Source organism: Ornithinimicrobium tianjinense (genome assembly GCF_014636495.1).
GTDB lineage: Bacteria > Actinomycetota > Actinomycetes > Actinomycetales > Dermatophilaceae > Ornithinicoccus > Ornithinicoccus tianjinensis.
The window spans coordinates 154,534-180,620 of sequence record NZ_BMEM01000005.1; the positions used below are offsets into that span (position 1 = coordinate 154,534).

Annotated in this window: 25 protein-coding genes and 1 riboswitch; of the genes, 17 read left to right on the forward strand and 8 right to left on the reverse strand. The window is 72.9% G+C overall.

Annotated features, from left to right (window positions below; translation table 11 throughout):
• Window positions 1-5: 5 nt before the first annotated feature.
• Together IEV65_RS14080 and IEV65_RS14085 are read right to left on the reverse strand one after the other, a co-directional pair.
• On the reverse strand, window positions 6-773 hold the full coding sequence (locus IEV65_RS14080) for a caspase family protein (RefSeq protein WP_229735301.1): 768 nt from the start codon (window positions 771-773) through the stop codon (window positions 6-8).
• Window positions 773-1,477 carry a hypothetical protein gene (locus IEV65_RS14085; protein ID WP_188431875.1) on the reverse strand — a complete coding sequence of 235 codons (705 nt, stop codon included), beginning with the start codon at window positions 1,475-1,477 and terminating at the stop codon, window positions 773-775. Before IEV65_RS14085 ends, IEV65_RS14080 begins: the two co-directional genes overlap by 1 nt.
• A gap of 44 nt (window positions 1,478-1,521) precedes the next feature.
• Window positions 1,522-1,625, forward strand: a riboswitch (TPP riboswitch).
• A 2-nt stretch (window positions 1,626-1,627) separates the two neighbouring features.
• Between IEV65_RS14085 and IEV65_RS14090 the strand changes: the two genes are divergently transcribed.
• The 5 genes from IEV65_RS14090 to IEV65_RS14110 all read left to right on the forward strand — a co-directional run bounded on the left by IEV65_RS14090 (window position 1,628) and on the right by IEV65_RS14110 (window position 7,983).
• Window positions 1,628-2,761: a thiamine ABC transporter substrate-binding protein gene (locus IEV65_RS14090; protein ID WP_188431877.1), complete on the forward strand. Its 1,134-nt coding sequence runs from the start codon at window positions 1,628-1,630 to the stop codon at window positions 2,759-2,761.
• Complete coding sequence (locus IEV65_RS14095; protein ID WP_188431879.1) at window positions 2,758-4,449, forward strand: ABC transporter permease; 1,692 nt, start codon at window positions 2,758-2,760, stop codon at window positions 4,447-4,449. Before IEV65_RS14090 ends, IEV65_RS14095 begins: the two co-directional genes overlap by 4 nt.
• Window positions 4,450-4,593: 144 nt before the next feature.
• Complete coding sequence (locus tag IEV65_RS14100; protein WP_188431881.1) at window positions 4,594-5,712, forward strand: ABC transporter ATP-binding protein; 1,119 nt, start codon at window positions 4,594-4,596, stop codon at window positions 5,710-5,712.
• Between the two features lie 118 nt (window positions 5,713-5,830).
• Entirely contained in the window at window positions 5,831-6,460 is a 630-nt protein-coding gene (locus tag IEV65_RS14105) for a hypothetical protein (RefSeq protein ID WP_188431883.1), read from the forward strand.
• 107 nt (window positions 6,461-6,567) lie between these two features.
• Entirely contained in the window at window positions 6,568-7,983 is a 1,416-nt protein-coding gene (locus IEV65_RS14110) for an HNH endonuclease signature motif containing protein (RefSeq protein ID WP_188431885.1), read from the forward strand.
• A 185-nt stretch (window positions 7,984-8,168) separates the two neighbouring features.
• Here IEV65_RS14110 and IEV65_RS14115 read toward each other — a convergent pair whose 3' ends face one another.
• From IEV65_RS14115 to IEV65_RS14125, 3 genes are all read right to left on the reverse strand, one after another.
• Window positions 8,169-8,741: a DUF8738 domain-containing protein gene (locus IEV65_RS14115; RefSeq protein WP_188431888.1), complete on the reverse strand. Its 573-nt coding sequence runs from the start codon at window positions 8,739-8,741 to the stop codon at window positions 8,169-8,171.
• A 283-nt stretch (window positions 8,742-9,024) separates the two neighbouring features.
• Window positions 9,025-11,982: a S8 family serine peptidase gene (locus IEV65_RS14120; protein WP_188431890.1), complete on the reverse strand. Its 2,958-nt coding sequence runs from the start codon at window positions 11,980-11,982 to the stop codon at window positions 9,025-9,027.
• A 153-nt stretch (window positions 11,983-12,135) separates the two neighbouring features.
• The gene (locus IEV65_RS14125; protein WP_188431892.1) at window positions 12,136-12,912 is read right to left on the reverse strand and encodes a thioesterase family protein; all 777 of its coding nucleotides are present in this window, start codon (window positions 12,910-12,912) and stop codon (window positions 12,136-12,138) included.
• Between the two features lie 117 nt (window positions 12,913-13,029).
• Between IEV65_RS14125 and IEV65_RS14130 the strand changes: the two genes are divergently transcribed.
• Together IEV65_RS14130 and IEV65_RS14135 are read left to right on the forward strand one after the other, a co-directional pair.
• On the forward strand, window positions 13,030-13,593 hold the full coding sequence (locus tag IEV65_RS14130) for a hypothetical protein (protein ID WP_188431894.1): 564 nt from the start codon (window positions 13,030-13,032) through the stop codon (window positions 13,591-13,593).
• Between the two features lie 23 nt (window positions 13,594-13,616).
• Entirely contained in the window at window positions 13,617-14,663 is a 1,047-nt protein-coding gene (locus tag IEV65_RS14135) for a DUF2891 family protein (RefSeq protein ID WP_188431896.1), read from the forward strand.
• Here IEV65_RS14135 and IEV65_RS14140 read toward each other — a convergent pair.
• The gene (locus IEV65_RS14140; protein ID WP_188431898.1) at window positions 14,660-15,721 is read right to left on the reverse strand and encodes a peptidoglycan-binding domain-containing protein; all 1,062 of its coding nucleotides are present in this window, start codon (window positions 15,719-15,721) and stop codon (window positions 14,660-14,662) included. The genes IEV65_RS14135 and IEV65_RS14140 overlap by 4 nt on opposite strands.
• A gap of 77 nt (window positions 15,722-15,798) precedes the next feature.
• The gene (locus IEV65_RS14145; protein WP_188431900.1) at window positions 15,799-17,586 is read right to left on the reverse strand and encodes a SulP family inorganic anion transporter; all 1,788 of its coding nucleotides are present in this window, start codon (window positions 17,584-17,586) and stop codon (window positions 15,799-15,801) included.
• Between the two features lie 107 nt (window positions 17,587-17,693).
• Between IEV65_RS14145 and nhaA the strand changes: the two genes are divergently transcribed.
• The 7 genes from nhaA (at window position 17,694) to IEV65_RS14180 (ending at window position 22,470) form a co-directional block, all read left to right on the forward strand.
• Entirely contained in the window at window positions 17,694-19,091 is a 1,398-nt protein-coding gene (nhaA, locus tag IEV65_RS14150) for a Na+/H+ antiporter NhaA (protein ID WP_188431902.1), read from the forward strand.
• A gap of 33 nt (window positions 19,092-19,124) precedes the next feature.
• Window positions 19,125-19,913 carry a CPBP family intramembrane glutamic endopeptidase gene (locus IEV65_RS14155; RefSeq protein ID WP_188431904.1) on the forward strand — a complete coding sequence of 263 codons (789 nt, stop codon included), beginning with the start codon at window positions 19,125-19,127 and terminating at the stop codon, window positions 19,911-19,913.
• A gap of 107 nt (window positions 19,914-20,020) precedes the next feature.
• Complete coding sequence (locus IEV65_RS14160; protein ID WP_188431907.1) at window positions 20,021-20,569, forward strand: hypothetical protein; 549 nt, start codon at window positions 20,021-20,023, stop codon at window positions 20,567-20,569.
• Window positions 20,570-20,652: 83 nt separating this feature from the next.
• Window positions 20,653-20,988: a GNAT family N-acetyltransferase gene (locus IEV65_RS14165; protein WP_188431908.1), complete on the forward strand. Its 336-nt coding sequence runs from the start codon at window positions 20,653-20,655 to the stop codon at window positions 20,986-20,988.
• Window positions 20,985-21,206 carry an RNA-binding S4 domain-containing protein gene (locus tag IEV65_RS14170; protein WP_188431910.1) on the forward strand — a complete coding sequence of 74 codons (222 nt, stop codon included), beginning with the start codon at window positions 20,985-20,987 and terminating at the stop codon, window positions 21,204-21,206. The genes IEV65_RS14165 and IEV65_RS14170 overlap by 4 nt, the downstream gene beginning before the upstream one ends.
• Before the next feature lie 26 nt (window positions 21,207-21,232).
• Window positions 21,233-22,042 carry a bifunctional hydroxymethylpyrimidine kinase/phosphomethylpyrimidine kinase gene (locus tag IEV65_RS14175; protein ID WP_188431912.1) on the forward strand — a complete coding sequence of 270 codons (810 nt, stop codon included), beginning with the start codon at window positions 21,233-21,235 and terminating at the stop codon, window positions 22,040-22,042.
• A 26-nt stretch (window positions 22,043-22,068) separates the two neighbouring features.
• Window positions 22,069-22,470, forward strand: coding sequence for a hypothetical protein (locus tag IEV65_RS14180; protein WP_188431914.1), 402 nt, complete (start codon window positions 22,069-22,071; stop codon window positions 22,468-22,470).
• Window positions 22,471-22,480: 10 nt separating this feature from the next.
• Here IEV65_RS14180 and hisC read toward each other — a convergent pair whose 3' ends face one another.
• The gene (gene hisC, locus IEV65_RS14185; RefSeq protein ID WP_188431916.1) at window positions 22,481-23,572 is read right to left on the reverse strand and encodes a histidinol-phosphate transaminase; all 1,092 of its coding nucleotides are present in this window, start codon (window positions 23,570-23,572) and stop codon (window positions 22,481-22,483) included.
• Between the two features lie 58 nt (window positions 23,573-23,630).
• Here hisC and IEV65_RS14190 point away from each other — a divergent pair, with 58 nt between their 5' ends.
• The 3 genes from IEV65_RS14190 (at window position 23,631) to pdhA (ending at window position 26,085) form a co-directional block, all read left to right on the forward strand.
• Entirely contained in the window at window positions 23,631-24,014 is a 384-nt protein-coding gene (locus tag IEV65_RS14190) for a phage holin family protein (protein ID WP_188431917.1), read from the forward strand.
• Window positions 24,011-24,772: a dienelactone hydrolase family protein gene (locus IEV65_RS14195; RefSeq protein ID WP_188431918.1), complete on the forward strand. Its 762-nt coding sequence runs from the start codon at window positions 24,011-24,013 to the stop codon at window positions 24,770-24,772. The genes IEV65_RS14190 and IEV65_RS14195 overlap by 4 nt, the downstream gene beginning before the upstream one ends.
• A gap of 116 nt (window positions 24,773-24,888) precedes the next feature.
• Window positions 24,889-26,085, forward strand: a complete 1,197-nt coding sequence (gene pdhA / locus IEV65_RS14200; protein ID WP_371870171.1) for a pyruvate dehydrogenase (acetyl-transferring) E1 component subunit alpha — start codon at window positions 24,889-24,891, stop codon at window positions 26,083-26,085.
• Window positions 26,086-26,087 lie beyond the last annotated feature (2 nt).

Genomic DNA, 26,087 nt, shown 5'->3' on the forward strand with positions numbered 1-26,087 from the left:
CTCGCCTACCAGCTCAGCGGCACAAACGCTGGCGAAGTGCCCAAACGACCGTCGGTGTGGTTCTCGTAGCACGTGGGTCGGGGTAGCCCTGGGTAGAGCACCTGCAGCGCGGTCGCCTCGGCGGCTACGGCTGCGATGGCCTCCCGGTAACTGACCCCTCCAAGGGCGATGGCGCGTAGGAAGGCGCCCGTGACGTACGAGTACCGACGTCCCACCGGATCGCTCGCCGGCGCCCTCTGCGAGTCCGGAGCGGCACCCAGGTGCAGGCGTCGTACCTCGGTCGTGCCCGCTGTGTCTCGGACCCTGGGGAGCACGGGTGCGGGCGTGCGCGGGCGGTCGATCCAGGAGAGTGCACTGGCGCTGAAGCAGGCGTCCGCGAAAGTCACCCATCTGGTGCCGGGCGACTCGGCGTGCACGAGCGGCCAGAAGGCTTCGCCGAACCAGTCGTCCGGCAGCCGACGATCCGAGAGGATCAGGTGGGTGTCCCACGGCTCGTCAGGCGTGGGGGACAGATCCTCCACCCGGTCCCCGTGCCCGCTGAAGTAGATCAGAGCCAAGTCCCCCGCGCGTGTCTGCTGTCTGAGTTCCGTCACGGCGTCCTGGAACTGCTGCACGGAGCAACCGGTCGCGCGCACGTTCACGCTGAAGCCGTGCTGGACCAGGTGGTTCCGAACGGCCACAGCATCTTGCGTCGTCGACGGGAGGTCAGGAAAGTGGGGCTCGCGGGTCGTCGGCACCCCGACGACGACGGCTCGGCTGCATGCGCTCGTCATCAGGGGGCAGTCGTCACTGCGGAATCGTCGCCGGATCCACCGGAGCCGTCGCTCGCCGCGGTGGATCCGGCGATCCAGGCCGGGGCGAGCAGGAGAACCAGGCCGATGATGGCCACGAGCGTGGCGCCCTTGAGCTTGCCCAGCGCCTCGATCACCGCGGGTAGATCACCTTTGCTGACCGGCGCCGCCTTGGAGGCCTTGAACCCGGCCCTCCACTCCATGGCGAGCATCCACAGGCCGAGGCTCAGGACCATCCATCCAGCGGCGAGGAGGGGCCAGGCCAGCTGACCCGGCAGCGTCTCGAGCGTGGTGCCTACTGCCGTGCTCTCGCGTAACCGCTGCACGATGTGCCCCGACCATCCGAGCGCGAAGGAGACGACGGCGATGACGACTGCGAGACCCAGCCCGAAGTCGCCATGAAAATCAAGCTTGGCGCTGCCGTCCGACTCTTCGAGATCAGGCGGGACGAGGAAGAACGTCGACTCGTCGACAGACCCGTCCGTTCGCTTGAGGCGTGCCTGGACCTGCTGTCCTGCGTACTGACCCCTGTCCGACAGGGCCTCATCGGTCTCGTTGATGGCGGTGCGGGAAACTGCGGTGTCAGTCGCCCTGAAGGACCAGGACCAGGTCTCGCCCTGCGCCGCTGGCGGCACTGCCGTGGCCTGGACGACCGAGCCGTTGTCGTGAATCGTGATGGACCCCATGTCTGAGTGTGGCGTCACCACGGTGCTAATGTCGAGAGTCGTCCACCATCCGACAGGGGAGCGCGCGAGCGCTGAGAGTGCGGCCCGGCCGCAGACCCTTGAACCTGCCCCGGCTAGCACCGGCGAAGGAAGTCGACAGGAGAAGCTGTCATGCGGCATACCCGCGTCCTGGCCCTCACGGCCACCCTCACGCTCACCCTCAGCTCGTGCTCGCTCCTCGGCGGGGACGACGCTGACGAGACGTCAACGTCCGCCGACACCGGCGCCACCGCCGACGACGCGGCCACGACCAGCGCCGGCGCGACCGTCGCGCCGCCGGCCGACCTCGGCGCCGTCACCCTCATCACCCACGACTCCTTCACGCTGCCCGAGGAGCTGGTCAGCGCGTTCGAGGAGGAGAGCGGCCTTGAGCTGGAGGTGCAGACCGCCGGCGACGCCGGCGAGCTGACCAACCAGCTGGTGCTCACACAGGGCAGCCCGGTCGCCGACGTCGTCTTCGGCATCGACAACACCTTCGGCTCGCGGGCGGTCAGCGAGGGCGTGCTCGCGGCATACACCCCCGCCGACCTGCCGGCCTCCGCCGAGGAGCACCTCCTCGAGGGCGGGGAGACCATGCTCACGCCGGTCGACTTCGGCGACGTGTGCGTCAACGTCGACGACGTCTGGTTCGCCAACAACGGGATCGCCGCGCCGCAGACCCTGCAGGACCTGACCAAGCCGGAGTACAAGGACCTCTTCGTCACCCCCGGCGCGACCACCTCGAGCCCGGGCCTGGCCTTCCTGCTGGCGACCGTCGGCGAGTTCGGCCCGACCGAGTGGCAGGGGTACTGGGAGGACCTGATGGCCAACGGCGCCAAGGTCACCAGCGGCTGGACGGACGCCTACACCGTCGACTTCACCGCCGGCGGCGGCGACGGCGACCGGCCGATCGTGCTGTCCTACGCCTCCAGCCCGCCCTTCACGATCCCGGAGGGCGGCGTGCAGCCCACCACCCGCGCGCTGCTCGACACCTGCTTCCGCCAGGTCGAGTACGCCGGCGTGCTCGAGGGCGCCGCGAACCCCGAGGGTGCGCAGGCCGTCGTCGACTGGCTGGTGAGCCCCGAGGTGCAGGCCGCCATCCCGGACAACATGTACATGTACCCCGTCGACTCCGAGGTGGCCCTGCCCGAGCTGTGGGCGCAGTGGGCGCCGCTGGCCGAGGAGCCGATCGTGGTCCACCCCGGCCAGATCGAGGCCGAGCGCGAGAACTGGCTGCGCGAGTGGGCGGACGTCGCGACCGGGTGACCGTCACCCGGCGCACGCGCGCGCCCGGCGCGCGAGCGGCATACCTCAACGGGCCCGCCCTCGCGCTGGGGCTCGCGGCGCTGCTGCCCGTCGCGTTCCTGGCGGTGTTCTTCCTGCTGCCGGTGGGCGGCATGCTGGCGCGCGGCTTCCTGCCCGAGGGGCGCCTGGACCTGTCCGGCGTGCCGGAGGTGCTCGGGCGGGCGCGGACGCTGCGGGTGCTGTGGTTCACCCTGTGGAGCTCGCTGGCCGGGACCGTGCTGACCGTCGGGCTGGGGCTGCCGGTGGCGTTCGCGCTCTACCGGCTGCGCTTCCCCGGGCGGGCGCTCGTGCGCGCCGTCGTCGTGATGCCGTTCGTGCTGCCGACGGTCGTCGTCGGGGTGATGTTCCGCTCGCTGCTCGCCAGCCGGGGGCCGCTCGGCGGGCTCGGCTGGGACGGGACGTGGGTGCCGATCCTGCTGGCCTTCGTCTTCTTCAACCTCGCCGTGGTCGTCCGGACCGTCGGCGGGATGTGGGAGGGCCTGGACCGCCGCGCCGAGGAGTCCGCCGCCGCGCTCGGCGCCACCCCCTTCCAGGTATGGCGCACCGTCACCCTCCCCGCGCTCGCGCCGGCGGTCGTGTCGGCGGCGACGCTGGTGTTCCTCTTCTGCTCCACGGCGTTCGGGGTGGTGCTGACGCTGGGCGGGCTGCGCTACGGCACCGTCGAGACCGAGATCTACCTGCTGACGACGCAGTTCCTCGACCTGCGCGGGGCGGCCGTGCTGTCGGTGCTGCAGCTGGTCGCGGTCGTGCTGATGCTGGCGGTCGCCGCGCGGACCCGGGCGGCGACGGAGACGACGCGCAGGCGCGTCGGGGCGAAGGCGGCGGCACGGACGCCCCGGCGCCACGACATACCGGCCCTGGGGGTCACCGCGCTCGCGGTGGCGTTCGTGCTGCTCCCGGTCGGGACGCTGATGGTGCGGTCCTTCCGCAGGAGCGGGCGGTGGACCCTGGAGAACTACCGCGCGCTGGGCGACCCCGCGTCGACGCCGGCCCTGCGGGTGAGCGTGACCGAGGCCGTCGCCAACTCGCTGCGCACCGCCGTCGACGCGACCGTGCTGGCCGTCGTCCTCGGGCTGGTCGTCGCGGTCGTCGTGTCGCGCCGGCCGCGGGCGGCGGGGTGGCGGCGGGTGGTGGCGGCGCTGGACGGGGCATTCATGCTGCCGCTGGGGATCTCGGCGGTGACGGTGGGCTTCGGCTTCCTCATCACCCTCGACCGGCCGCCGCTGGACCTGCGGACCTCGCCCGCGCTGGTGCCGGTCGCGCAGGCGATGGTGGCGCTGCCGCTGGTCGTGCGCACCCTGACGCCGGTCCTGCGGTCGGTCGACCCGCGCCAGCGCGAGGCCGCGGCGGCGCTCGGGGCGGCGCCGTGGCGGGCGGCGTGGACGGCGGAGGGGCCGGTCCTGGCGCGGCCGCTGCTGGCAGCGACGGGGTTCGCGTTCGCGGTGTCGCTGGGGGAGTTCGGGGCGACCTCGTTCCTGGCGCGGCCGGACCGGCCCACGGTGCCGGTGGTGATCTACCAGCTGATCTCGCGGCCCGGCGTCGAGCACCTCGGTATGGCGCTCGCGGCCAGCGTGGTTCTCGCGGTGCTGACGACGGTCGTCATGGGCGTCGTGGAGCGGCTGCGGGTCGGGTCGCTGGGGACGTTCTGATGCCCCGACCGGACAGGCGTTGGTGCCGCCGCGCCCCCGCAACCCGACCGGACAGGCGTTGGTGCCGCCGGGCCGCCTCAACCCGACCGGAGCGGCACTACCGCCTGTCCGGTCGAACCATGCTCCGGATGGGAGAGTGTGCGCGTGCTGCAGTGCGATGACGTGACGGTGCGCTTCGGGGCGACGGTGGCCGTCGACGACGTGTCGCTGACCGTGGACGAGGGGTCGGTGCTCGCCGTCCTCGGGCCGTCGGGGTGCGGGAAGTCGACGCTCCTGCGCGCCGTCGCCGGGCTCGAGCCGCTGGCCGGCGGGCGGATCGCCTGGGACGGGCGCGACCTGGCCGGGGTACCGACGCACGAGCGCGGCTTCGCGCTGATGTTCCAGGACGGACAGCTCTTCGCGCACGCGTCGGTCGCGGACAACATCGGCTACTCCCTGCGCCTGCGCAGGGTGCCCGCGGCGCAGCGGCGCCGACGCGTGGACGAGCTGCTCGAGCTCGTCGGCCTGCCCGGGTATGCCGCGCGCCGTCCCGCCACCCTCTCCGGCGGCGAGCAGCAGCGGGTCGCGCTGGCCCGGGCGCTCGCGGCGGAGCCGGCGCTGCTGCTGCTCGACGAGCCGCTCTCCGCGCTGGACCGGTCCCTGCGCGAACGCCTCGCCGGCGACCTCCGCGAGATCCTCGTCGCCACGCGGACCACCGCGGTGCTCGTCACGCACGACCACGACGAGGCCTTCACGATCGCGGACCGGATGGCGGTCATGCTCGCCGGGCGCGTGGTCCAGGAGGGCAGCACCGCCGAGGTATGGCGCGCCCCCACCACCCGCGAGGTCGCCGAGTTCATCGGCTACGAGACCTTCCTGACCGGTGACGCGGCCGACCTCGTGCGCGCCGCCACCACCACCACCCCACCCGCCACCACCCCACCCCCGACCGGACAGGCGCTAGTGCCACCCGCGACCGACACACCCCCGACCGGACAGGCGTTAGTGCCACCCCCGAGCGCCCCACCCCCGACCGGACAGCCGCTAGTGCCGGACCGGACAGGCGTTCTGGCCGTGCGGCGCTCCGGCTTCCGGCTCGACCCGCACGGCCCGCTGCGCGGCGTCGTACGGCGCGCGGTGGCGGTCTCCGACGCGGTGCACCTCACCGTCGACGTGGAGGGCGTCGGCGAGGTCGCGGCGCTCGGCGACGACCCCAGCGCCCAGCTCGAGGGACGCGAGGTGCGGCTGCAGATCGAGCCGCGCGGCACGGCATACCTGATCTGAGAAGAAGGGGAGGGGCGCGGCATACCCGGACCGAGGGGGAGCGCCGCAACCCTTCCGCAGCGGGGGGCCGCGGTGGGACCATCGGAGGAGCGTCAACCGGCAGGAAGGGGTCCACGCCATGTCGCAAGAGATCGTCATCGCGCTGCTCAGCCCGCTCATCACGGCCGCGGTCGCCGGGCTGGGGCTGCTGCTCAAGGAGTGGCGCGACAACCGCCGCTGGGAGCACCGGCGCGCCGCGGTCCTGGACCAGGGGACGAGGCAGGTGGCGTTCATCGCGGGGTGGCTGACGGCCTACGGCAACCTCGGTGAGGAGCAGCGCGGCCCGGAGCACGGTGCGCACCTGGAGCGGGCGCGCAGCGACCTCGACGCGGTCTACGCCTCGGTCAACGCGCAGGTGGCGGAGGTCGAGGCGCACCGGCCGGCCCGCACGACCTGGGCCACGCTGGCCTCGTCGCTGCTCCTGCTCGGGGTACGACGGCCGTGGGCGAAGGTGGTCCGGGTGCTCTACCTCGGTGTGGTGCTCCTGGCGCTGAGCCTGGGGCTGATGATGGGGACGATCTCGATGGACGGGTCGGGGATCAGTGTCCTCGCGCAGCTGGGGATCTCGGCGGCGTTTACCGCGTTCTTGCTGGTGCCGGGCGGGCTGCTCTACGTCCTGGCGCGCTTCCTCGACCGGCCGCCGCGGTCGGCGGTGGTCCACGACCTCGGCGCGCCGGGGTGGCCGGTCGTGCCGGGGGGAGGCGTCTGACGGGCTGGCGGGGCCCGTGCGGGTGAGGGGGTCGGTGGAGGGGGCTGTCGTGGAGGGGGTATGGCGTGGGGGGCGGGTCTGTCGGTGCTGGGTGGGAGGGTGTCGGCATGGAGGAGATGCCGACCGGGGCGGGGCTCGATGAGGGCCCGTGGTCGGACCCTGCCTTCCTGGCCTCGATCGAGGCGGACATGCCGGACCCGGACGCCCCGGAGGGTTGGTGGTCGGAGGAGGACCCGACGTCCGAGGAGCTCTGGCAGGACTTCTTCCACGCGTTGCGCGAGGACGCGCAGGCGGAGTGGGCCGCGCGGAGCGCGGGCGTGCGGGTCGAGGAGGGGCTGCGCACTGCCAACCAGGGGGCGGCAGGGGCGTCCGTGGGCGACGCCGCGCTCGCGGAGGTGTCGTCGGCCGCGCTGCAGTCCGCGGTGGGGGAGTGCGAGCGCGTCTCGCTGCAGATGGAGGCGCTGGTGTTCGGGCTCGCCGACGAGGCGTGCGAGCGGCAGCTGCACCGCGGGAGCGGTCACGGGCTGGTCGACTGGCTGGCGCTGCAGATGACGTGGGCGGACAGGGTGTTCCTGGGCAAGGTCGCCGTCGTCGCGCGGGCCTGCCGGCACGAGGCCAACCGGGAGATCCGGACGGCGATCGTCGAGGGGCGGTTCCCGGTGCGGCGCGGGGCGATCATCGTGCGGGCGCTGGAGAAGATCCGGAAGTCGCAGGATGCGGAGGACTACGCCGGCTACCTCCGGATCCTGCTCAGGGCGGCCGGCAAGACGGAGCTCACCGATGCCCTGCTGCAGGCCGCGTGCGACCACCTGCTCGAGGTCGTGCTGGACGACGAGAAGGGCAAGGCGGGGGAGCGTGCCGCCCACGAGATGCGGTCGGTGACCTCGCGACCGCTCGGGAAGGGGCTGACCAGGTTCACGATCGACGCGCCGGAGCGGCAGGCCCAGGTCCTCGAGGGACTGATGGCCTCCCGGCTCGCGGCGCCGCAGCCGGGGCCGGACGGCGAGCCGGACGAGCGGCTCCCGGAGGCGCGGCGCTTCGACGCGCTGATGGCGGTGATCGGGCGCGGGCTGGCCTGCCCCGAGGGGACACCGCAGATGGCGCGGGCGACGTTATTCATCACGATGGGGCTGGACCAGCTGCGCGGTGAGCGACCGGGCAAGGGACAGACGCTGGCCGGCGGGCGGCTGTCGGCCGGGCAGGTGCGTCAGGCGGCCTGCGAGGCCGAGATCATCCCGGCCGTCCTCGGCAGCCAGGGCGAGCTGCTGGACATGGGCAAGGCCGTACGGCTGGCGACAGGGGCGCAGATCAAGGCGCTCTACCTGCGGGACAAGGGCTGCACGTTCCCGGGGTGCACCGTGCCCGCGCAGTGGACGATCGCGCACCATGCCCCGTGGTGGTCACGGGGCGGCCGGACCGACCTGGACTCGCTGGCTCTGCTCTGCGAGGGGCACCACAGCCGGGTCCACCGTGACGACCTCACGTGCACGATCGACGGGTCCGGGGTGACCTGGCACCTATGACGACCCCGCCCCGCACCCGGCCTGGGGAGGCCGGGTGCACAGGCATGTCCGGGACGTCTGAGTGGTCGGACGACACCGCCTCGCCAGGTGGCGCTGACCACCCGGCGACGTTCGCTCAGCGAGGTCCGACCAGCGACGTTCGCTCAGCGAGGGCCGACCAGCGACGTTTGATCAGCGAGGTCCGCTCAGCGGGTGTCGCTGCCGCTACCACCGGGAAGTGGTGCCTGCGGGTTGGCGCAGTAGGAGAACGAGCCGGCCTTGCCCGAGTGATAGCTCGCGAGGGAGCCGTCGACCTCGAGGACCAGCTGCTGGCCAGGCACGAGCGCCTGGGTGTACATCATGCCGGGCTGCGGGCAGCCGATGCTGCCGTCGCGCCAGGTCACCTCGGCGTAGCCGGCGACCGACACCTCGGAGGCGTCGACGCCCAGACGCTCGGCCTCGGCGGCGATCGCCTCCTTGACCTCGGGGCGCTCGAGGACGTCGTCAGGGACCGGCCCCGTGGGCAGGCCCTCGGCGCCGGTGGGCTGCGGGCTGATCTGGCCGTCGCTGGGCTTCACGGTGTCCTCCGAGGTCGGGGTGGTCGGCTCGGTCGATTCGGTCGATCCGGACGCCGTGCTGGCGTCCGACGGGCTGGGGGGCATCACGGTCGGTGCGCCGGGTGACTCGGCCTCGCCGCAGCCGGCGAGCCCTGCGGTGCCGAGCACGAGGGCGAGGGCGACGGCGGGCAGAGGGGCCGGCCTCCGGAACGGGTTCGTCATCGAGATCCTTCCATCGGAACCACGACTATATGCAGGAGGCGGGGCGCCGGTCCCCTGAACCAGCGCCCCGCCCCATGCAACCCCCGGCCCCGCTTGCGCGGCCCCTCCGGCGGTGTCGGGTGTCCCGTCCCGACATACCTATAGACGTCGCGAGCGAGCCGATCGTTGCCCGGAGAAAATGTGATCTGGGACACATTATGAAGAGAGCCCCTCCCGGACGTCCGGGAGGGGCTCTCTGAGAGAGGTTCAGCAACGCTCAGCGAGGCGTTGCCGTTGTGTCACCTCAGGGGGCGATCGAGACGAGCGTGCTGCCCGCGACGGTGGTGCCGTCGAGGTAGCTGACCCGTCCCAGGTAGCGCTTGCTCGCGTCCAGGCCGGACCACGCAGCGGTCAGCGTCGTGGCGGTGCCCTGGGTGACCGCGACCGGCGACGGCGTCACGGTGAGGTTGCCCGCAGCGCCGTCAGCCACCTGCCACGTGTGCAGCGGGAAGGTCACCGAGGGCTCGTTGGTGAAGAGGTCGGTCACCACGGCGTAGGTACCCGCGGCCGGGTTGGTCAGCGTGATGACCTCCTCGGAGGAGCCTCCCGCGCTCTGCGCGACCGCGGCCCACCCCTGGGCGCCCTTGTAGTAGAGCGTCAGGTCGATGTCCGCGGCGTCCACCTCGGAGTCGTACGACGCGACGCGCAGCACCTTCGTGCCCGCTGCGACGTCGAAGTACGTCTCGGCGTCCGTGTCAGGAGTCGCCGTGACGCTCACGGGCGTAGACGCCACAAGCCCGTCGACGTCCGTGTTCAGCGTGCCGGTGAAGCCCGGGGTGAGGGTGATGGCAGCGGAGCCGGTGGCGCCGGAGCCGTCGACCTCCTTGGCCACGGCGAGCGCGACCGGGCGGAGGGCGATGGGGCTGCGGACGTCGGTGTAGCCCTTGGCTGTCCAGGTCAGCGCGCCGAAGGCGTAGGCGTTCATCGGCGCCGTCGTCCGGGTGATCTCGAGCTTGAACTTCGCGCTCTTGCCGGCCGGGATCGTCAGGCGCTTGGGCACGACATTGACCGAGAAGCCGGCGGGAGCCTCGACCTTGGCGGTGTACTGCAGCTTCTTGCCGGTCACGTTGGTCACCGTGCGGGTGACCTCCTGGTAGCCGGCCAGGTCACCGACCGCGATGCTCGGGTAGTTGAGGTCGCTCGGGTCGACCGGGGTCTCCGGGCACGGGGAGGCCAGCTGGCCGATCCCGCACGCGTAGGCCAGCCACTCGTTCCAGCCGGCGTCGTAGACCAGGCCGGGGTTGTAGGACTTGCCCGGGACGACCTCGCCGGCGCCGAAGTTCAGCGGCGTGGCGTTGCCCTTCGACCACTGGATCGGCGCGCCGGAGGTGTCCGTCTGACGCGCGGTCGTCATCATGGCCGACTTGATCGCGGCCGGGCTCCAGGTCGGGTACTTCTGCTTGAGCAGCGCGCCCAGGCCCGCGATGTGCGGGGCCGACATCGAGGTGCCGGAGATCGAGTTGAACGTCGGCTCACCCGTCTCGAGGTCCTCGTGGTATGCCGCGGCCACGTCCACTCCGGGGGCGGTGATGTCCGGCTTGAGCAGGTCACCGCCGCCGGCCAGCGCCGGGCCGTAGGAGGAGAAGCCGGCCATGACCGGAGCGACGACGGGCTCGGTGGAGGCCGCCGAGATGGTGGCCGTGGGCTCGGCCGCGGTCGCGGCGTAGGCCTTGACCGGGGCGCCGTTGGTGGCGTTGAGGTGGATGCTCGGCAGCGTGTGGAAGTCGGCGTTGAGCGACTGCGCGTCCGAGGTGTTGGTCTGGATCATGCCGACACCGCCGGCCAGCTTGACGGCCGCGCTCTTGTCGACGCGGGCGACGGTGCCGCGGTCGCACACGACGATCTTGCCGGCGACCTTGGCCGGGTCCAGCGTCGGGGTCGAGCCGTTGCTCGCGTTGTTGTCCGCGTCCAGCCAGCACTGGGTGGCAGCGGTCGCCGAGACGCCCGGGAGCGCCACGGCGCTCGCGAGGACCAGCGGGGCCGGGCCGACGGCGTCGCCGATGCCCACACCCTCGTAGCTGCTGCCGTCACCCAGGGTGACCGTCTTCTCGGCCCCACGGCTGTGCGAGCTCGCCGCGACCGTCATGGTCCACGGGGAGTTGTGCGCCACCGAGGAGACACCGACGGTGTCGCCGCTGTTGCCCGCGGAGGTCGAGATGAAGACGCCGGCGTCGGCCGCGAAGAGGAAGGCGACCTCGTCCGGACCCATCACCGAGGTGCGCGAGCCGGAGATGGAGTAGTTGATGACGTCGACGCCGTCGGCGACCGCGTCGTTGATCGCGGCGACCAGACCGGAGGTCGTGCCGGAGCCGTTGCCGTCGGCCTGCTTCCACAGACCCTTGTAGACCGCGATCTGGGCGGCGGGCGCCATACCCGAGCCCTCGCCGAGGTCGTAGCCCTCGATCGTCATCGGCACGCCGTGGTTGCCCGCCGAGGTGCCGGCGGTGTGCGAGCCGTGGCCGTTCGCGTCGCGCGGGCTCTCGAAGTCGTAGGCGACCGTGTTGCCGTAGTCCGCGCCGTAGTAGCGGGCGCCGACGATCTTGTCGGAGCACTGGAACTCCGGGTCGTTCTCGTTCTCGCACACGAAGTCGCCGTCGGGCGCCGCCGCGCCGATCGAGGCGAAGCTGGGGTTGTCGGGGTCGATGCCGGTGTCGAGGACGCCGACGACGATGCCCTTGCCCGCGTTGGCCTCGCCCTGGAACTGCGTGGCCCAGACGCCGGCGTCGCCGCTCATGCCCAGGTAGTCCGGGGTGGTGACGGTGTCGGCATACCGGACCTCGTCCTCCCACACGTTGACGACGCCGGAGGTCTTGGCCAGCTGCGCGGCCTCGGAGGCGGTCAGCGCGGCGGTGAAGCCGTTGAGCGCGACGGTGTAGTCGTGGCCCTTGCGGTCGGCGGACAGGCCCGCGTCGCGCAGCGCCTTGGCGTGCTGCTTGCGCAGGTGCGCGTCGTACTTCTTGGCGTTCGCGGAGTCGGCCTTGACCTTCTGGCCCGGGGCCGGCTTGGTCGCCGCGATGCCGGCGGTGCCGCCCTCGTAGGAGGCGATCGGGTCCGCCTCGAGCTGGACGATGTAGGTCTTGCGGGTCTGGTCGACCTGCAGCTGGGGCGCCGCGGTCGCCGTGACGGCGAGCGGTGAGACGACGGTGGCGACGGCGGCGAGCGCAGCGATGCGCGCACCCCGACTTGGGGTGGGTCGGACCACGGGATCCTCTTTCGAACGGGGGACGAGACCGGTCACGGGGCTGCACACGACTGTGTGGCGGTCCCGAGCCTCGGTGATCCTCACCCGTCGGCGCCCGGAAGTAAACGGTCTTTGCCAGATCGTTACCAACGGGTCACATCGCCCGCCCTCAGCTCAGCGGCGGCGGATCGTCAGCGACTGCTCGACGGTGCCGACGGGCCCGAGCTCGTCGTGCGCCACGGAGGAGGTCTGCCCCATGCCGGTCGGGCCCCAGTGGACCTCGGTCTCCAGGCCCAGCCACCCGTCGACGGGGGTCCGGTGCAGGTGGAGGGTGAGGTCGACGTTGGGGAACAGCCACTCCTGCGGGGACTCGCGTATGGCGATGCCGTTCGCCGTGTCGAGGCGGCCCGCCCAGCGGGCCAGCGGCGTGGACTCCTCGCCGGCGACCAGCGGGTGGCGGGTGCCGATCCACGCCGCCCGCCGGCCCGGGCGACCACCGGTCAGCTCGCGGAACTCCAGCGAGCGGATGAACCCCCCGCCCCACTGCTCCATGCCGGTCCACGGACCGGCCTCGTCGGGACCAGACATCGGCTCGCGCTCGATGGTGGCCACCGCGCTGGTGTCAGACACCGCCAGCCGCCACGCGGTGGCCCGCACGACGTCGCGGCCTCCGGCGCTCGCGGTGGCCTCGACGAGCTCGATCGTGCGGCCGGGGCGCAGCGTCCGCGTCCGGACGGTCGTCTCCTCGAGGTGGATCATCCCCAGGATGTCGAAGCTGATCCGCGACCACTGCAGGTCCGGCCGGGGGTCGTGCCGCTCCAGCGCGTGGACGAGCAGCCCGCCCATCGGCGCCATGTGCTGCTCGTTCTCCTGCCAGGCGCCCTGCGTGTGCATCGTGGGCCGGTAGCGACCGTCGCCCAGGGCGACGTAGTAGTGGTCCTCGCTGCTCATGGCGCGCAGTGTAGTGACGGCGGACGTCTCACCCTTGCGGGTGTGCCGGGGACCCCGGGCGGCGGCGCATGCTCACTGGATCGGTGGGAGAGCCCCGCCCTCGCTGGAAGGTGACCCATGACCGACGACACCCTGCCCCGGGCCGCCCACGCCGAAAGCGAGAACGTCGACGTGGCCCGGGTCGAGGAGCTCTTCGAGGATGGCATGGTGGGGGACGTCCTCGCCTGGGAGGTCGGCCTCTCGCTGTGGCACGACCGCAGTCTCGACGACGACGAGCGCACGCGTTTCCTCGCAGCGGGCGGCCCGCCGCCGCTCGCGCTCGAGCAGCAGCTGTCCCGGCTGTCCACCCACGTGCGGCCGCCCGGTCACCTCGAGCGGCTGCGCGCCGTGGTGGAGAACTACTGGCGGGCCATGGACGGGGACCGGGAGGCCCTGCGGTGGATCGAGGCCGCCCTGGGGCACCCCTCCGGCTCGCTGACCAGGTGCGCCCTCCTCGGCGCCGACGGACTGCCCGTGCCCCCGGCCGACCTGGCGGCGGGGCTCGAGCCCGGCCGCCTGCCCGACGGCTGGCTCACCGATCCCCGCGGGGTCGACCTCGCCCACGTCTGCCAGATCCCGCACGAGCAGCAGCCGGTGTGGGTGCAGCTGCACGTCGCGATGGGACGACCGCTCCGCCCCTGAGCAGGCCGTGTCTAATGGGGCCCATGGCTCCAACCGCCGCCGTAGACCACCCCACCGCACCCGACCTCGCCGGCTGGAGCCGCGTGGCCCGGCAGGCGGTGGGCACGGCATACCCCTGGATGCCGGGGCACACGGTCACGGGGCCCGACGACGGGGTCCTGGTCCCCGAGCGGCTGCACCCGGCCTTCCACGGCTCCCTCGACTGGCACTCGTGCGTGCACATGCTGTGGTCCCTGCTCCGCCTCGTCGACGGGTATGCCGAGGCGCTGGGGGACCCCGAACGTGCTGCCGCGGTCGCACTGCTGGGGGAGCGGCTGACCGAGGAGCACGTCGCGGTCGAGGTCGACTACCTGCGCGCCCGGCTCTCCTTCGAGCGCCCCTACGGCTGGGCCTGGGCCGCCCAGCTCGCCGCCGCCGCGCGCGAGGCCGCCCACCCGGACGCGGCCTCGTGGGCGGTCTCGATCCGGCCCCTCGCCGACGTGCTCGCGGACCACGTCCTCGCCTGGCTGCCGCGGCAGACCTACCCGGTCCGGCACGGCAAGCACCAGAACGACGCCTTCGCGCTCACCCTGCTGATCGACGCCTACGACCGTCTCGGTCGCCCGGACGTCGTCGACGCCTGTCGACGGCGCGCCGTGGACTGGTTCGGCGCCGACTCCGAGGCCCCGACCGCGTGGGAGCCCGGCGGCACCGACTTCCTCTCGCCGGCGCTCACTGAGGCCCTCCTGATGGGGCGGGTGCTCGACCCTGACCGGTATGCCGCGTGGCTGGCCGGCTTCCTTCCCGGCCTCGGGCGGGGCGGGCACGCCCACCTGCTCGCCGTCCCCGACGTCGTCGACCCGACCGACGGCCAGTACGCCCACCTCCTCGGCCTCGCGCTCAGCCGAGCGTGGGCGCTGCGCGAGCTGGCGGCATACCCCGGCCTGGACGACGTGGCCGACACCCTGCGGGCGGGCGCCGACGCGCAGGAGGCCGCGGTCGTCGAGCAGATCACCGACGGCGACTTCATGGCGACGCACTGGCTGGTGTCGTTCGCGCTGCTCGCCCGGGGCGAGCTGCGCCGGGGCTAGAACCGGATCCCGGCCGCGCGGAGGGCCAGGGCCACCGTCGCGTCCGGGACGGCGAGGAAGCCGCCGACGACGCGCACCCAGTCGGGGCCGGTGCTGGCCAGGTGCCGCCGGACCGGTGCGGGAAGGCCGCCGTCGTCCCGCAGCAGCAGGAAGGTGGCCCCTGTGCGCATGGCGGCCAGCGAGCCGACGGTCTCGTCCGAGGTCCCGCGGGCCGCGAGGAGCACACCCGAGCCCTGTGGCGGGACGAAGGAGGCTGCCGCGACGGAGGTGGAGAAGCTGGTCGGTCCGGCGATCCTGAACCGCGCCAGCCGGGCGCGCAGGTCGGCAGCCGTCCCCTCACCGCCCTCCTTGTCCTTGGGTGCCGTGTCCACGGACGGTGCCTTGTCCTTGGCCCCTTTGTCCTTGGACGCCTTGTTCTTGGCCGCCGTGTCCTTCGCGGCCGCCTGACGGCGCAGGGCCGCGGCCAGCGTCTGACGCATGACGCGGTCCGGGGCGTCGTCGACCGGCAGGCCGTGGTCGCGCTTGAAGTCCCTGATCGCCTTGCGCGTGTGCGTCTGGCGCAGACCGTCGAGCGTCCCGCTGTAGTAGCGGCGCCCGTTCTTGCGCCGCAGCTGCCGCAGCCTCTTCTGCACGTCGGTGATCTGCGCGACGGTGAAGCCGCCGTTGGGGCCCTGGAGCGGTCCCAGCATGTGCCCGCCGTCGACGTTGTAGTCGAAGTGCAGATGGTCGAAGTGGTTCTCCACGCCCCAGATCACCCGGAAGCCGGCCTTCTTCAGCACCACGGCGAGATCGTCGAGGTGGGCCTTCTCGAACTCCGACACGGCGACCCCGACCGCGGGATCCTTGCCGACGTCGACCGCCCCGCCCGCCCGCGGGGTGCCGAACCCGCCCCCGGCGTCGACGTAGTGCGTGGAGTCGCTGCGGTGCGCGTGGCCGTTCGGCGGCGGGTGGCAGAGCCCCGCCCGGACCGTCGAGGGACCGTCGTAGACGTCGTAGCCGAGCCGGCGCAGCATGACCTCGCGGTCGGCGACGTCGGCGGGTGTCCTGAGGTTGACCATGACCTCCCCTTCCCGAGGAGCAGAGGTCTTCTTATGATGCGCTCGCTCGGCCGTGGGGGGAAGACCTCTTGCCGTCCTCAGACGGTCGGGTCGGGAGGTGGCTCCGGGATACGCAGACCGGGCGGGGCGTGGCCGTGCTGCTGCTCGTACCAGCGGGCGTACGCCAGCACCGCCGTGGGCAGCGTCGGGAAGACGAGGTCCGGCCCGATCCGCTCGATCAGCCCGGCGCGCTCCAACGGCTGGCGCAGGTCCTCCTTCACCCGGGCCAGCGCGAGCTGCACGCCCTGGTCGGCCAGCGCCGTGCGCAACGACTCCAGGGCGTCCACCGCGGTGAGGTCGACCTCGGTGTTGGCCTCGGCGTTGAGCAGGAACCAGTGGACGGGACCCTGCGACTGGGCGTCGGCGAGCGCCGCAAGGGCCCGGGTCCGGAAGTCCGCCGCGTTGGCGAAGAACAGCGGGGCGTCGTAGCGGTAGACGACCAGGCCCGGCACCTGCACCGCCTGCGGGTGGTCGTCGACGTCGTGCATCCCGGCGTAGCCGGGCACGTAGCCCAGCACCGCGTCGTGCGCGTGCACGATCCGCCGCAGCAGGTCCAGCACCGACAGCGCGACCGCCGCACCGATCCCCGGCAGCACCCCCAGCACCAGCACCGCCACCGTGGTCGCCACCGCCAGCACCAGCTCGCTGTCGCGGAAGCCGGCCAGGCGGCGCAGCTCGGCGACGTCGACGAGCCGTGCCGCGGCGAAGACCACCACGCCGCCCAGCGCCGCGGTGGGGAAGGAGCCGATGAGCGGCCCCAGCCAGAGCAGGGTCGCGACCACGAGCAGCGCCGACACCAGCGAGTGCACCTGCGTCCGGCCCCCGCTCGCGTCCGCGATCGCGGTCCGGCTGCCGCTCGAGCTGGCCGGGAAGCCCTGGAACAGCCCGGCGGCGACGTTGGCGGCGCCCAGCGCCAGCAGCTCCTGGTTGGCCTCGATCCCGTCCCCGCGCCGGTCGGCGAAGGCGCGCGCGGTGAGCACGTTGTCGGAGTAGGCGACCACCGCCACCCCCAGCGCAGCCGGCAGCAGCCGCCACAGCTGGACGGAGTCCAGCGACGGCAGCTGCGGTGTCGGCAGGCCGCGCGGCACCTCCCCGACGAGCGCCAGCCCCGCGCCCGCCCGGCCGAGCAGGTGCACGGCGAGGGCGGCCCCCAGCATGACGATGAGCGGCCCCGGCCACCGTGGGCCCGCACGGTGCAGGGCGACGAGCGCGAGGAGCGTCGTGGCCGCCAGCCCGAGCGTCGGCAGGTGGACCTCGGGAAGGTGCGTGACGGCATACCCGACCTCGGAGATCACCGAGCCGGAGGGCACGTCGAGCCCGGTGATCGTGTCCAGCTGGCTGACGACCATGAGCACGGCGATCCCCGCCATGTAGCCGGTGAGCACCGGCTTGGAGAGCAGCTCGGCCAGCAGACCCAGGCGCAGCAGGTAGCCGACCCCGCAGATGACGCCGACCGCGACCGCCAGCAGCGCCGCGACCTCGCCGTGGTCCACGGCCCCCGCGCCGGCCGCGACCAGGGCCGCGACACCGGCCGCCGTCATCAGCGCGGTCGTCGACTCGGGCCCCACCGACAGCTGCCGCGAGGAGCCGAGCACGGCGTAGACGACGAGCGCCGGGACCACCGTCCACAGGCCGGTGACGGCGGGCAGGCCGGCGACGCGCGCATAGGCCATCACCTGCGGGACGAGGTATGCCGCGACCGTCACCCCGGCGAGGAGGTCGCCGCGCAGCCAGCCGGCCTGGTAGCCCCGCAGGGTCGCCACGCCCGGCAGCAACCGCTCCCAGCGGGCCTCCGCGCGCTCCGGACCGGGCCGGTGCGACGTCATGGTTCATCTTCGGGCCTGCGCGACCGACCGCGCAGCACCTAGGGTGGACCTCGGTGTGCCGGGAAGTCTGGTCGGCTCCTTGTCCAGCAACCCCTCAGGAGCCGACCATGAGCACCTCGTCCACACCACCGCCCACCTCCCCGCAGTCCACCCCGCCCACCCCGCCCACCCCGTCGAGGACCGCCCTGGGTCGGCCCGCGTGGTCAGAGGTCGTCCGCGTCGGCGACCTGCTCCGCAAGGAGACCGTCGGCGGCATCCTCCTCGTCCTCGCCGCCGTCCTGGCGATCGCCTGGGCCAACTCGCCGTGGGCAGGGTCCTACGTGGCGCTGCGGGAGACCGAGGTGGGCTACGAGCCGTGGCACCTGCGGCTGAGCCTGGGCGCGTGGGCCGCCGACGGGCTGCTGGCGGTCTTCTTCTTCATGGTCGGCCTGGAGCTCAAGCGCGAGGTGATGATCGGCTCGCTGCGCCGTCTCGACCGGGCCGTGGTGCCGGTCGCCGCCGCCGCGGGTGGCGTGCTCGTGCCCGCCCTGATCTACGCCGCCGTCAACGCCCGCAGCCCGGAGCTGCTCGTCGGCTGGGCGATCCCGACGGCGACCGACATCGCCTTCGCGGTCGCGGTGCTGGCGATCATCGGGTCCGCCCTGCCGCCGGCGCTGCGCATCTTCCTGCTGACCCTGGCCGTCGTCGACGACCTCATCGCGATCCTCATCATCGCGCTCGTCTACTCCTCGCACCTGGAGCCGGTGATGCTGCTCTGGGGGCTGCTGCCGCTCGCGGTGTTCGCCCTGCTGGCCCGACGGCAGCGGCTGCTGTTCCGCTACCGCGCGCTGCCGGCCTGGCTGCTGCTCCTGCCGGTCGGCGCCGTCTTCTGGGCACTCGTCCACGCCTCCGGCATCCACGCCACCATCGCCGGCGTCGTGCTGGGCCTGGTCGTCCCCGCCCGGGTGCGTGCCGACCGGGGCGAGCCCGACGGCCCCGACGCCCACGGCCTGGCCGAGCTGCTCGAGCACCGCATCCGGCCGCTGTCCGCCGCCGTCGCGGTCCCCGTCTTCGCCTTCTTCTCCGCCGGGGTCGACGTCGGGGGTCTCGACGGCCTCCTCACGGCCCTCGGGTCGACGGTGACCATCGGGATCGTCCTGGGGCTCGTGGTCGGCAAGATCGTCGGCATCACCGGCACCACCTGGTTGGTCACCTCCCTCACCCGCTCCAGCCTCGACCCGTCGCTGCGCTGGGTCGACCTCGTCGGCGTCTCGGCGCTCGCCGGCATCGGCTTCACCGTGTCGCTGCTGGTCGCCGAGCTGAGCTTCGGGGTCGGCACCGAGCCCGGCGACCACGCGAAGGTGGGCATCTTCGTCGCCTCGCTCCTCGCCGCGGCCCTGGGCTCGGCGGTCCTCGCCTCCCGCAACGCCACCTACCGCCGGCTCGCGGCCGCCGACGCCGTCGACGCGGACCAGGACGGGGTGCCGGACGTCTACGAGACGGACGAGCACACCCAGCACGGCTAACCTGACCACCCCAGCACCACGAGGAGGTCACCCGTGCGCCCGCACCACGTCGTCCCGCCGTCGTCGCTGGCGCGCCGTGACCTGTTCACCGAGAGCGCCCTCGTCCTCGGGGTCAGCCTGGGCGCGTCGGCGGTCTGGGCGGTGCTGTCGATCGTGCGCAAGCTCACCGCCGAGGAGTCGCTGGCCGCCCAGACGACGCAGATGAACACCAGCGTGACCCCCGACCGGCCCTGGCTCGACCTCGCCTACCAGCTCGCGCACATCGGGCTCGCCCTCGTGCCGGTGCTCCTCGCGCTCCACCTGCTGGCCCGCGACCTGACCGGCGCTCCCTCCGCCCGTCGCCTGCTCGGCCTGGACCTGCGCCACCCGACCCAGGACCTGCTGCACGGGACCGCCCTGGCCGCTGCGATCGGCATACCGGGCCTGCTCCTCTATCTCGGCGCCCGCGCCCTCGACCTCAACACCACCGTCGCGCCCGCGAACCTCGAGGCCGTCTGGTGGGCAGGGCCGGTGCTCGTCCTGGCGGCGGTGCAGAACGCGGTGCTGGAGGAGGTCGTGATGGTCGGCTACCTCGTCACCCGGTGGACCCAGGCGGGCTGGTCGACCGCGTCGATCGTCGTGACGTCGGCGCTGATCCGCGGGACCTACCACGTCTACCAGGGCTTCGGCGCGTTCGTCGGCAACCTCGCGATGGGCCTGCTGCTCGGGTTCGTGTATGCCCGCACGCGCCGGGTGATGCCGCTCGTCGTCGCCCACGCGCTGCTCGACGTGGTCGCCTTCCTCGGGTATGCCGCGCTCGCCGGCCGCGTCGACTGGCTCTGACTCATAGGTGACGCACAGGCGGGGCTGGGGAGCGGCATACCTGACCGGCGCAGAGTGGGTCTCAGGTCGCCGCACCAGCGGCGGCACGGACCGAAGGGAAGGCCACTGTGAAGACCTCCACCGCAACCATCATGGGCGTCTCGGCGCTCACCGCGGCGGTCGTCGGCTTCGGCGCCACGGCGCCCAGCCTGGCGACCAACCTCGGGCTCGTCGGCGCGAGCACCACCGACGACTCGAGCAGCACCGACGACTCGAGCACCTCCGGCGAGGACAGCACGACGGACGGCAGCTGGGGCCCCGGCATGCACGGCCGCATGGGCGCCATGCACGAGCGCATGGGTGACAGGGGCGGGCACATGCCAGGCCACATGGGCGGCCCGGGCCAGATGATGGAGACCGCCGCGGAGACGCTCGGCCTCAGCGAGGACGAGCTGCTCACCCAGCTCCAGGACGGCTCGACGCTCGGCGAGATCGCCGACGCGCAGGGCGTCGACCGGCAGACGCTGGTCGACGCGCTGATGGCCGACCACGAGGAGCGGATCACGCAGATGCTGGACGAGCAGATGCCGATGATGCACGACCCCTCCGACGACAGCTCGGACGACAGCTCGGACGACGGCTCGGACGACGGCTCGGACGACAGCTCCGACGCCTGACCGTCCCCTACCGGGTCGTCGGCAGCTGCCGGCGACCCGGTGGGCTGCCGTGCGCCCCGGCGTCACCTGGCTACTGTGGTCCCATGACCACCACAGTCACGCACCGCCCGGCCGAGTCCCGGTTCGTCATCACCGAGGGTGACAGCGACACGGTGATCGGCGAGCTGACCTACGAGACGCACGGCAGCACGGCTGACCTGCAGCACACGGAGGTCGACCCGGACCGGCGTCACCACGGCCTGGGCGCCCGTCTGGCCGAGGAGGCCCTGCGCACCTTCCGCGCCGACAAGATGCGCGTGCGCCCCAGCTGCCCCTTCGTCGCCCAGTACATCCAGGACCACCCGGAGTACGCCAACCTCCTCGAGCCGTCCCTCGTCGCCGAGGACGTCGAGGAGGAGACCGCGGACTCCCACCGGTGAGCGAGGTCCAGCAGGTCCCGATCCGCGACGAGTCGATCCGTCTCGGGCAGCTGCTCAAGCTCGCCAACCTCGTCCAGGACGGCGCGATGGCGCGCATGGTCGTGGAGAACGGCGAGGTCACGGTCGACGGCCAGACCGTCATGCGCCGGGGCACCCAGATCCGCCCGGGCCAGGTCGTGGGCTACGCCGGCCAGGAGATCACGCCCGTCCAGGGCTGACCTGGCCCACGTGCCATGATCGAGGGATGCAGACGCCCCCTGTCGCCCTGACCATCGCCGGCTCCGAGGCCACCGGAGGAGCCGGTGCCCAGGTGGACCTCAAGACCTTCCAGGAGCACGGGGTCTTCGGCTGCGTGGCGCTGACCTGCATCGTCAGCTTCGACCCCCAGGCCGACTGGGGCCACCGCTTCGTCCCGGTCGACGCCGGCGTCATCGCCGACCAGCTCGAGGTGATCACGACCGCCTACGGTCCCGAGCAGCTCGAGGTCGTCAAGATCGGCATGCTCGGCACTCCGGTGACCATCGAGACGGTGGCCGGCGCGCTGCGCGAGCGGGCCTTCGGGCAGGTCGTGCTCGACCCGGTGCTCATCTGCAAGGGCCAGGAGCCCGGCGCCGCGCTGGACACCGACAACGCCCTCAAGGAGCACGTGCTCCCGCTGGCGACGTTCGTCACGCCCAACCACTTCGAGTCGATGTCGCTGGCCGGGATGGAGTCGATCGAGACCGTCGAGGACCTCACCGAGGCGGCGCGACGGATCCACGAGCGCTCCGGTGCCGCGGTCCTGGCCAAGGGCGGCGTGCACCTGCCCGGCGACGACGCGGTCGACGTGTATGTCGACGCTTACCGCACCGAGATCCTCTCCTCGCCCAAGCTCGGCGGCGGGGTGCAGGTCGCCGGCGCAGGCTGCACGCTCGCCGCGGCGGTCGCCGCCCGCCTCGCGCTCGGCGACGAGCCCTTCGAGGCCGCGAGGGCGGCCAAGGAGTTCGTCACCCGCGGCATCGAGGCGCGCCTGAGCAGCGCCGCCCCCTTCGACGTCGTCTGGCAGGGCGCCTGAGCCCGGCGGTCGCCTAGGCTGCCACCATGTCTCTGAGTCCCCGCGGCGCCAGCGTCATCGGCGTCGGGCACCCCGTCAAGGGGTGGCTCATCATGCTCGTCGGGGGCGTGCTGGCGTGGGTGTCGGGGCAGTCGTGGTCGGTCAACACCGGCTCGGGCGTGGCGTTCCAGCTGATGATGGCGTTCTCGACCCTCGTCATCATGGCCGTCCCCGCGCAGCTCATCGGCGGCCGGACCGCCCGTGCCTGGGCGCTGGCCCTGGCCGGGATGATGGGGCTCTCCGTCCCGTGGTTCTTCACGCTCGCGGTCGAGCGCCGGGGACAGGACCTCTTCCCCGACACCCTGCTCGTGCTGCTCGCGTCCTACACGGTGACGTATGTCGTCGCCCGCCTCACCCGCGCCGCGACGGCGCGCTGGGCCGAGGGCTGACCCCGCCGGCTCAGCGGGACGAGCGCCACTCCTGCGTGACCTCGAGGAGACGGTCGGTGGCCTCGGGCTCGGCCACGGTCACCCGGACGCCGTCGCCGGCGAAGGGACGCACCGTCAGCCCGCGCGCCTGGCAGGCCTGGCCGAAGGGCACGGCCTCGTCGCCGAGCGGCAGCCACACGAAGTTGCCCTGGGCGTCCGGCACCTCCCAGCCCTGCTCGCGCAGGCCCGCGACCAGCCGCTCCCGCTCGGCGACCAGCTCCTTGACGCGCACCTCCAGCTCGTCGTAGGCGTCGAGGCTGGCGATCGCGGCGCGCTGGGCCAGGTCGGTGACGCCGAACGGCGTGGCCGCCTTGCGCAGGGCGGTGGCGACCTCCTCGTGGGCCACGGCATACCCGACCCGCAGCCCGGCCAGGCCGTAGGCCTTGGAGAAGGTGCGCAGGACCGCCACGTTGGGGTGCTGGCGGTAGATCGCCAGCGCGTCCGGCACGGTCTCCTCGGTGGTGAACTCCAGGTACGCCTCGTCGACGACGACCAGCACGTCCTGCGGGACCTTGGCGAGGAAGGCGCGCAGCTCGTCCTCGCGCACGGCGGGGCCGGTCGGGTTGTTGGGCGTGCAGACGAGCACGAGGCGCGTGCGGTCGGTGATCGCCGCGGCCATCGCGTCGAGGTCGTGCCGCGCGTCCGCGTCCAGCGGCACCTGCACCGACGTGGCCCCGGCCAGCGCGACGACGATCGGGTAGGCCTCGAACGAGCGCCAGGCGTAGACGACCTCGTCCCCCGGGTCGCAGGTGATGGCGATGAGCTGGGCCAGCACGGCGACCGAGCCGGTGCCGGTGGCGAGGTGCGTGGCCGGCACGCCGAGCCGCTCGGACAGCGCCGCGGTGAGCTCGGTCACCCCCATGTCCGGGTAGCGGTTCATCGACGCGGCGGCCTCGGTGACGGCGTCCAGCACGGAGGGCAGCGGCGGGTAGGGGTTCTCGTTGGAGGAGATCTTGTAGGCCGTCACGCCCTCCAGGGGCGCCGCGGGCTTCCCGGGGACGTACGCGGGCACGCCACCGAGGGTGGACCGCAGGCGGACGGGCGACGTGGGCTGCTGGCTCATGGGCGTCAGCCTAGTGAGCGCCCCGTGGTGCCTCGGACGCCCGTGCCACGATGGGCGCATGAAGATGATCCTGACCATCCTCGCCAACGCCCTCGCCCTGTGGGTCGCCGCGGCCCTGCTCGACGGCATCTCCTTCGGCGGCGACGGGACCGACCTGGTCCTCACCGTGCTGGGCGTCGCGATCGTGTTCGGCGTCCTCAACGCGATCGTCAAGCCGGTCCTGAAGCTGCTGTCCTTCCCGCTGGTGATCCTCACGCTGGGCCTGTTCCTGGTGGTCGTCAACGCGATCATGCTGTCGCTGACCTCCTGGCTGGCGGGCGTGGTCGGGCTCGACTTCACGGTCGAGGACTTCTTCTGGGACGCCGTCCTCGGCGCGCTGATCATCTCCGCCGTCGGCGTCGTCACCGACCTCGTGCTGCCTGACGGTCGGGACCGCGCATGAGCACCCCGCTCCCGCACGAGATCGCCGCCCCAGACGGTCCGCTGCCCGCGCTGCTGTGGCTGCCCGAGGGCGCTGGCGAGGGGGCGCCGGCCCCCGGGCTGGTCGTCTTCCAGGAGATCTTCGGCGTCGGCCCCTACCTGCAGGACTGGTGCGCCCGGCTCGCCTCCCTCGGGTATGCCGTGCTCGCCCCGCACGTCTACGCGCGGCAGGTCGACGACGGTGCGCAGGTGCCCGTGGTGACCCGGCCCGCGGCCGAGGGGGGCCTCGAGGAGGGGCTGGCCCTCGTGCAGCAGGTCGACTGGGACCTCGCGGTGCGCGACGGGCTCGCGGCCCGCGACGCCCTCGCGGCCGTGCCGGGCGTCGACCCCGCGCGCGTCGGCCTCCTCGGCTTCTGCTTCGGCGGCGGCCTGGCCTTCCACGTCGCGGCCGCCGCGGCGCAGGCCGGCAGGCCCGTCGCTGCGCTGGTCAGCTTCTACGGCTCGGCGCTGCCGAACCTCCTCGGCCTGGCCGAGCACGTGGACGTCCCGAGCCTGCACGTCTTCGGCGACGCCGACGCCTACATCCCGATGGACACGGTCGAGGAGATCCGCGAGGCGGTCACGGCCGGCGGCGCCCGCCCGCACGTCCGGTTCGAGCTGCACGAGGGCGCCGGGCACGCCTTCGACAACCCCGACCCGATGTTCCACCACGCCCCCGCCAGCGCCGCGGCACGCGCCCAGGCGGAGCAGTTCCTGACCGAGGTCCTGCCCGTCCGGTGACGGCTCGGACCACCGCCCGAGGTTGCCCCGAGGTCAGGACGGAGCGTGGGGTAACGTCGGGGCCGACCGCAGCCCCCCGGTGTGCTGCGGGCTCGCGACGATGAAGGAGTACTGACGTGAGCGACGACGACGTCGTGACGGTCGAGCGGGCCGCCGACACCCTGGCGGCCGGCTCCCACGAGCCGCCGCAGCGCGACATCACCGACGGCGGTCCGGACATGGTCCAGTTCCTCGCCGCCGACGGGACGCGGGTCCCGGTGACGGACGTGAACAGCCCCTACGCGGCATACCTCGAGGACCTCGACGCCGACGCGCTGCGCGGGATGCTGCGCGACCTCATCCTCGTGCGCCGCGTCGACGCGGAGGGCTTCGCCCTCCAGCGCCAGGGCGAGCTGGGCCTGTGGCCGAGCCTGCTCGGGCAGGAGGCGGCCCAGGTGGGTCCCGGGCGCGCGATGCGCCACCAGGACTACGCCTTCCCGGGCTACCGCGAGCACGGCGTCGCCTGGTGCAAGGGCGTGCCGCCGGAGAACCTCCTCGGCATGTTCCGAGGTGTCAACCACGGCGGGTGGGACTCCAACGAGAACAACTTCCACCTCTACACGATCGTCATCGGCAACCAGATGCTGCACGCGGTCGGCTACGCGCTCGGCGTCCAGAAGGACGGCGACGTCGCGACCGGCGACCCGGCCCGCGACACCGCGGTCATGGCGTTCACCGGCGACGGCGGCACCGCGCAGGGTGACTTCAACGAGGCGCTCGTCTTCGCCGCGGTCGCCAACGCGCCCGTCGTCTTCTACGTCCAGAACAACCACTGGGCGATCTCCGAGCCCAACGACCGGCAGTTCCGCGTGCCGCCCTACCGCCGCGCCGACGGCTTCGGCTTCCCGGGCGTGCGCGTGGACGGCAACGACGTCCTCGCGACGTATGCCGTGAGCCGTGCCGCCCTGGAGCGCGCGCGCTCCGGGCAGGGGCCGACGCTCATCGAGGCGTTCACCTACCGGATGGGCGCGCACACCACCTCCGACGACCCGACGAAGTACCGCATCTCCGCCGAGGTCGACCTCTGGAAGGCCAAGGACCCGATCGACCGGATGAAGGCCTACCTGCTGGCCGAGGGGATGGTCGACGAGGCGTGGCTGACCGAGCTCGACGCCGAGGCGGACGAGCTGGCCCGGCGGATCCGGCACGCGTGCCAGACCATGCCCAACCCTCCCCACGAGGAGATGTTCCACCACGTGTATGCCGACGCGCACCCGGTCGTGGAGCGCGAGGCGGCCGAGTTCGCCGACTACCACGCCGGCTTCGAGGACTGAGG

Excerpts from the sequence above, each read along its gene's own strand:
- IEV65_RS14080 (WP_229735301.1), bottom strand. The coding sequence starts at position 773 with ATGACGAGCGCATGCAGCCGAGCCGTCGTCGTCGGGGTGCCGACGACC.
- IEV65_RS14085 (WP_188431875.1), bottom strand. The coding sequence starts at position 1,477 with ATGGGGTCCATCACGATTCACGACAACGGCTCGGTCGTCCAGGCCACG.
- IEV65_RS14090 (WP_188431877.1), top strand. The coding sequence starts at position 1,628 with ATGCGGCATACCCGCGTCCTGGCCCTCACGGCCACCCTCACGCTCACC.
- IEV65_RS14105 (WP_188431883.1), top strand. The coding sequence starts at position 5,831 with ATGTCGCAAGAGATCGTCATCGCGCTGCTCAGCCCGCTCATCACGGCC.
- IEV65_RS14110 (WP_188431885.1), top strand. The coding sequence starts at position 6,568 with ATGGAGGAGATGCCGACCGGGGCGGGGCTCGATGAGGGCCCGTGGTCG.
- IEV65_RS14115 (WP_188431888.1), bottom strand. The coding sequence starts at position 8,741 with ATGACGAACCCGTTCCGGAGGCCGGCCCCTCTGCCCGCCGTCGCCCTC.
- IEV65_RS14125 (WP_188431892.1), bottom strand. The coding sequence starts at position 12,912 with ATGAGCAGCGAGGACCACTACTACGTCGCCCTGGGCGACGGTCGCTAC.
- IEV65_RS14130 (WP_188431894.1), top strand. The coding sequence starts at position 13,030 with ATGACCGACGACACCCTGCCCCGGGCCGCCCACGCCGAAAGCGAGAAC.
- IEV65_RS14135 (WP_188431896.1), top strand. The coding sequence starts at position 13,617 with ATGGCTCCAACCGCCGCCGTAGACCACCCCACCGCACCCGACCTCGCC.
- IEV65_RS14140 (WP_188431898.1), bottom strand. The coding sequence starts at position 15,721 with ATGGTCAACCTCAGGACACCCGCCGACGTCGCCGACCGCGAGGTCATG.
- IEV65_RS14145 (WP_188431900.1), bottom strand. The coding sequence starts at position 17,586 with ATGACGTCGCACCGGCCCGGTCCGGAGCGCGCGGAGGCCCGCTGGGAG.
- nhaA (WP_188431902.1), top strand. The coding sequence starts at position 17,694 with ATGAGCACCTCGTCCACACCACCGCCCACCTCCCCGCAGTCCACCCCG.
- IEV65_RS14165 (WP_188431908.1), top strand. The coding sequence starts at position 20,653 with ATGACCACCACAGTCACGCACCGCCCGGCCGAGTCCCGGTTCGTCATC.
- IEV65_RS14175 (WP_188431912.1), top strand. The coding sequence starts at position 21,233 with ATGCAGACGCCCCCTGTCGCCCTGACCATCGCCGGCTCCGAGGCCACC.
- IEV65_RS14180 (WP_188431914.1), top strand. The coding sequence starts at position 22,069 with ATGTCTCTGAGTCCCCGCGGCGCCAGCGTCATCGGCGTCGGGCACCCC.
- hisC (WP_188431916.1), bottom strand. The coding sequence starts at position 23,572 with ATGAGCCAGCAGCCCACGTCGCCCGTCCGCCTGCGGTCCACCCTCGGT.
- IEV65_RS14190 (WP_188431917.1), top strand. The coding sequence starts at position 23,631 with ATGAAGATGATCCTGACCATCCTCGCCAACGCCCTCGCCCTGTGGGTC.
- IEV65_RS14195 (WP_188431918.1), top strand. The coding sequence starts at position 24,011 with ATGAGCACCCCGCTCCCGCACGAGATCGCCGCCCCAGACGGTCCGCTG.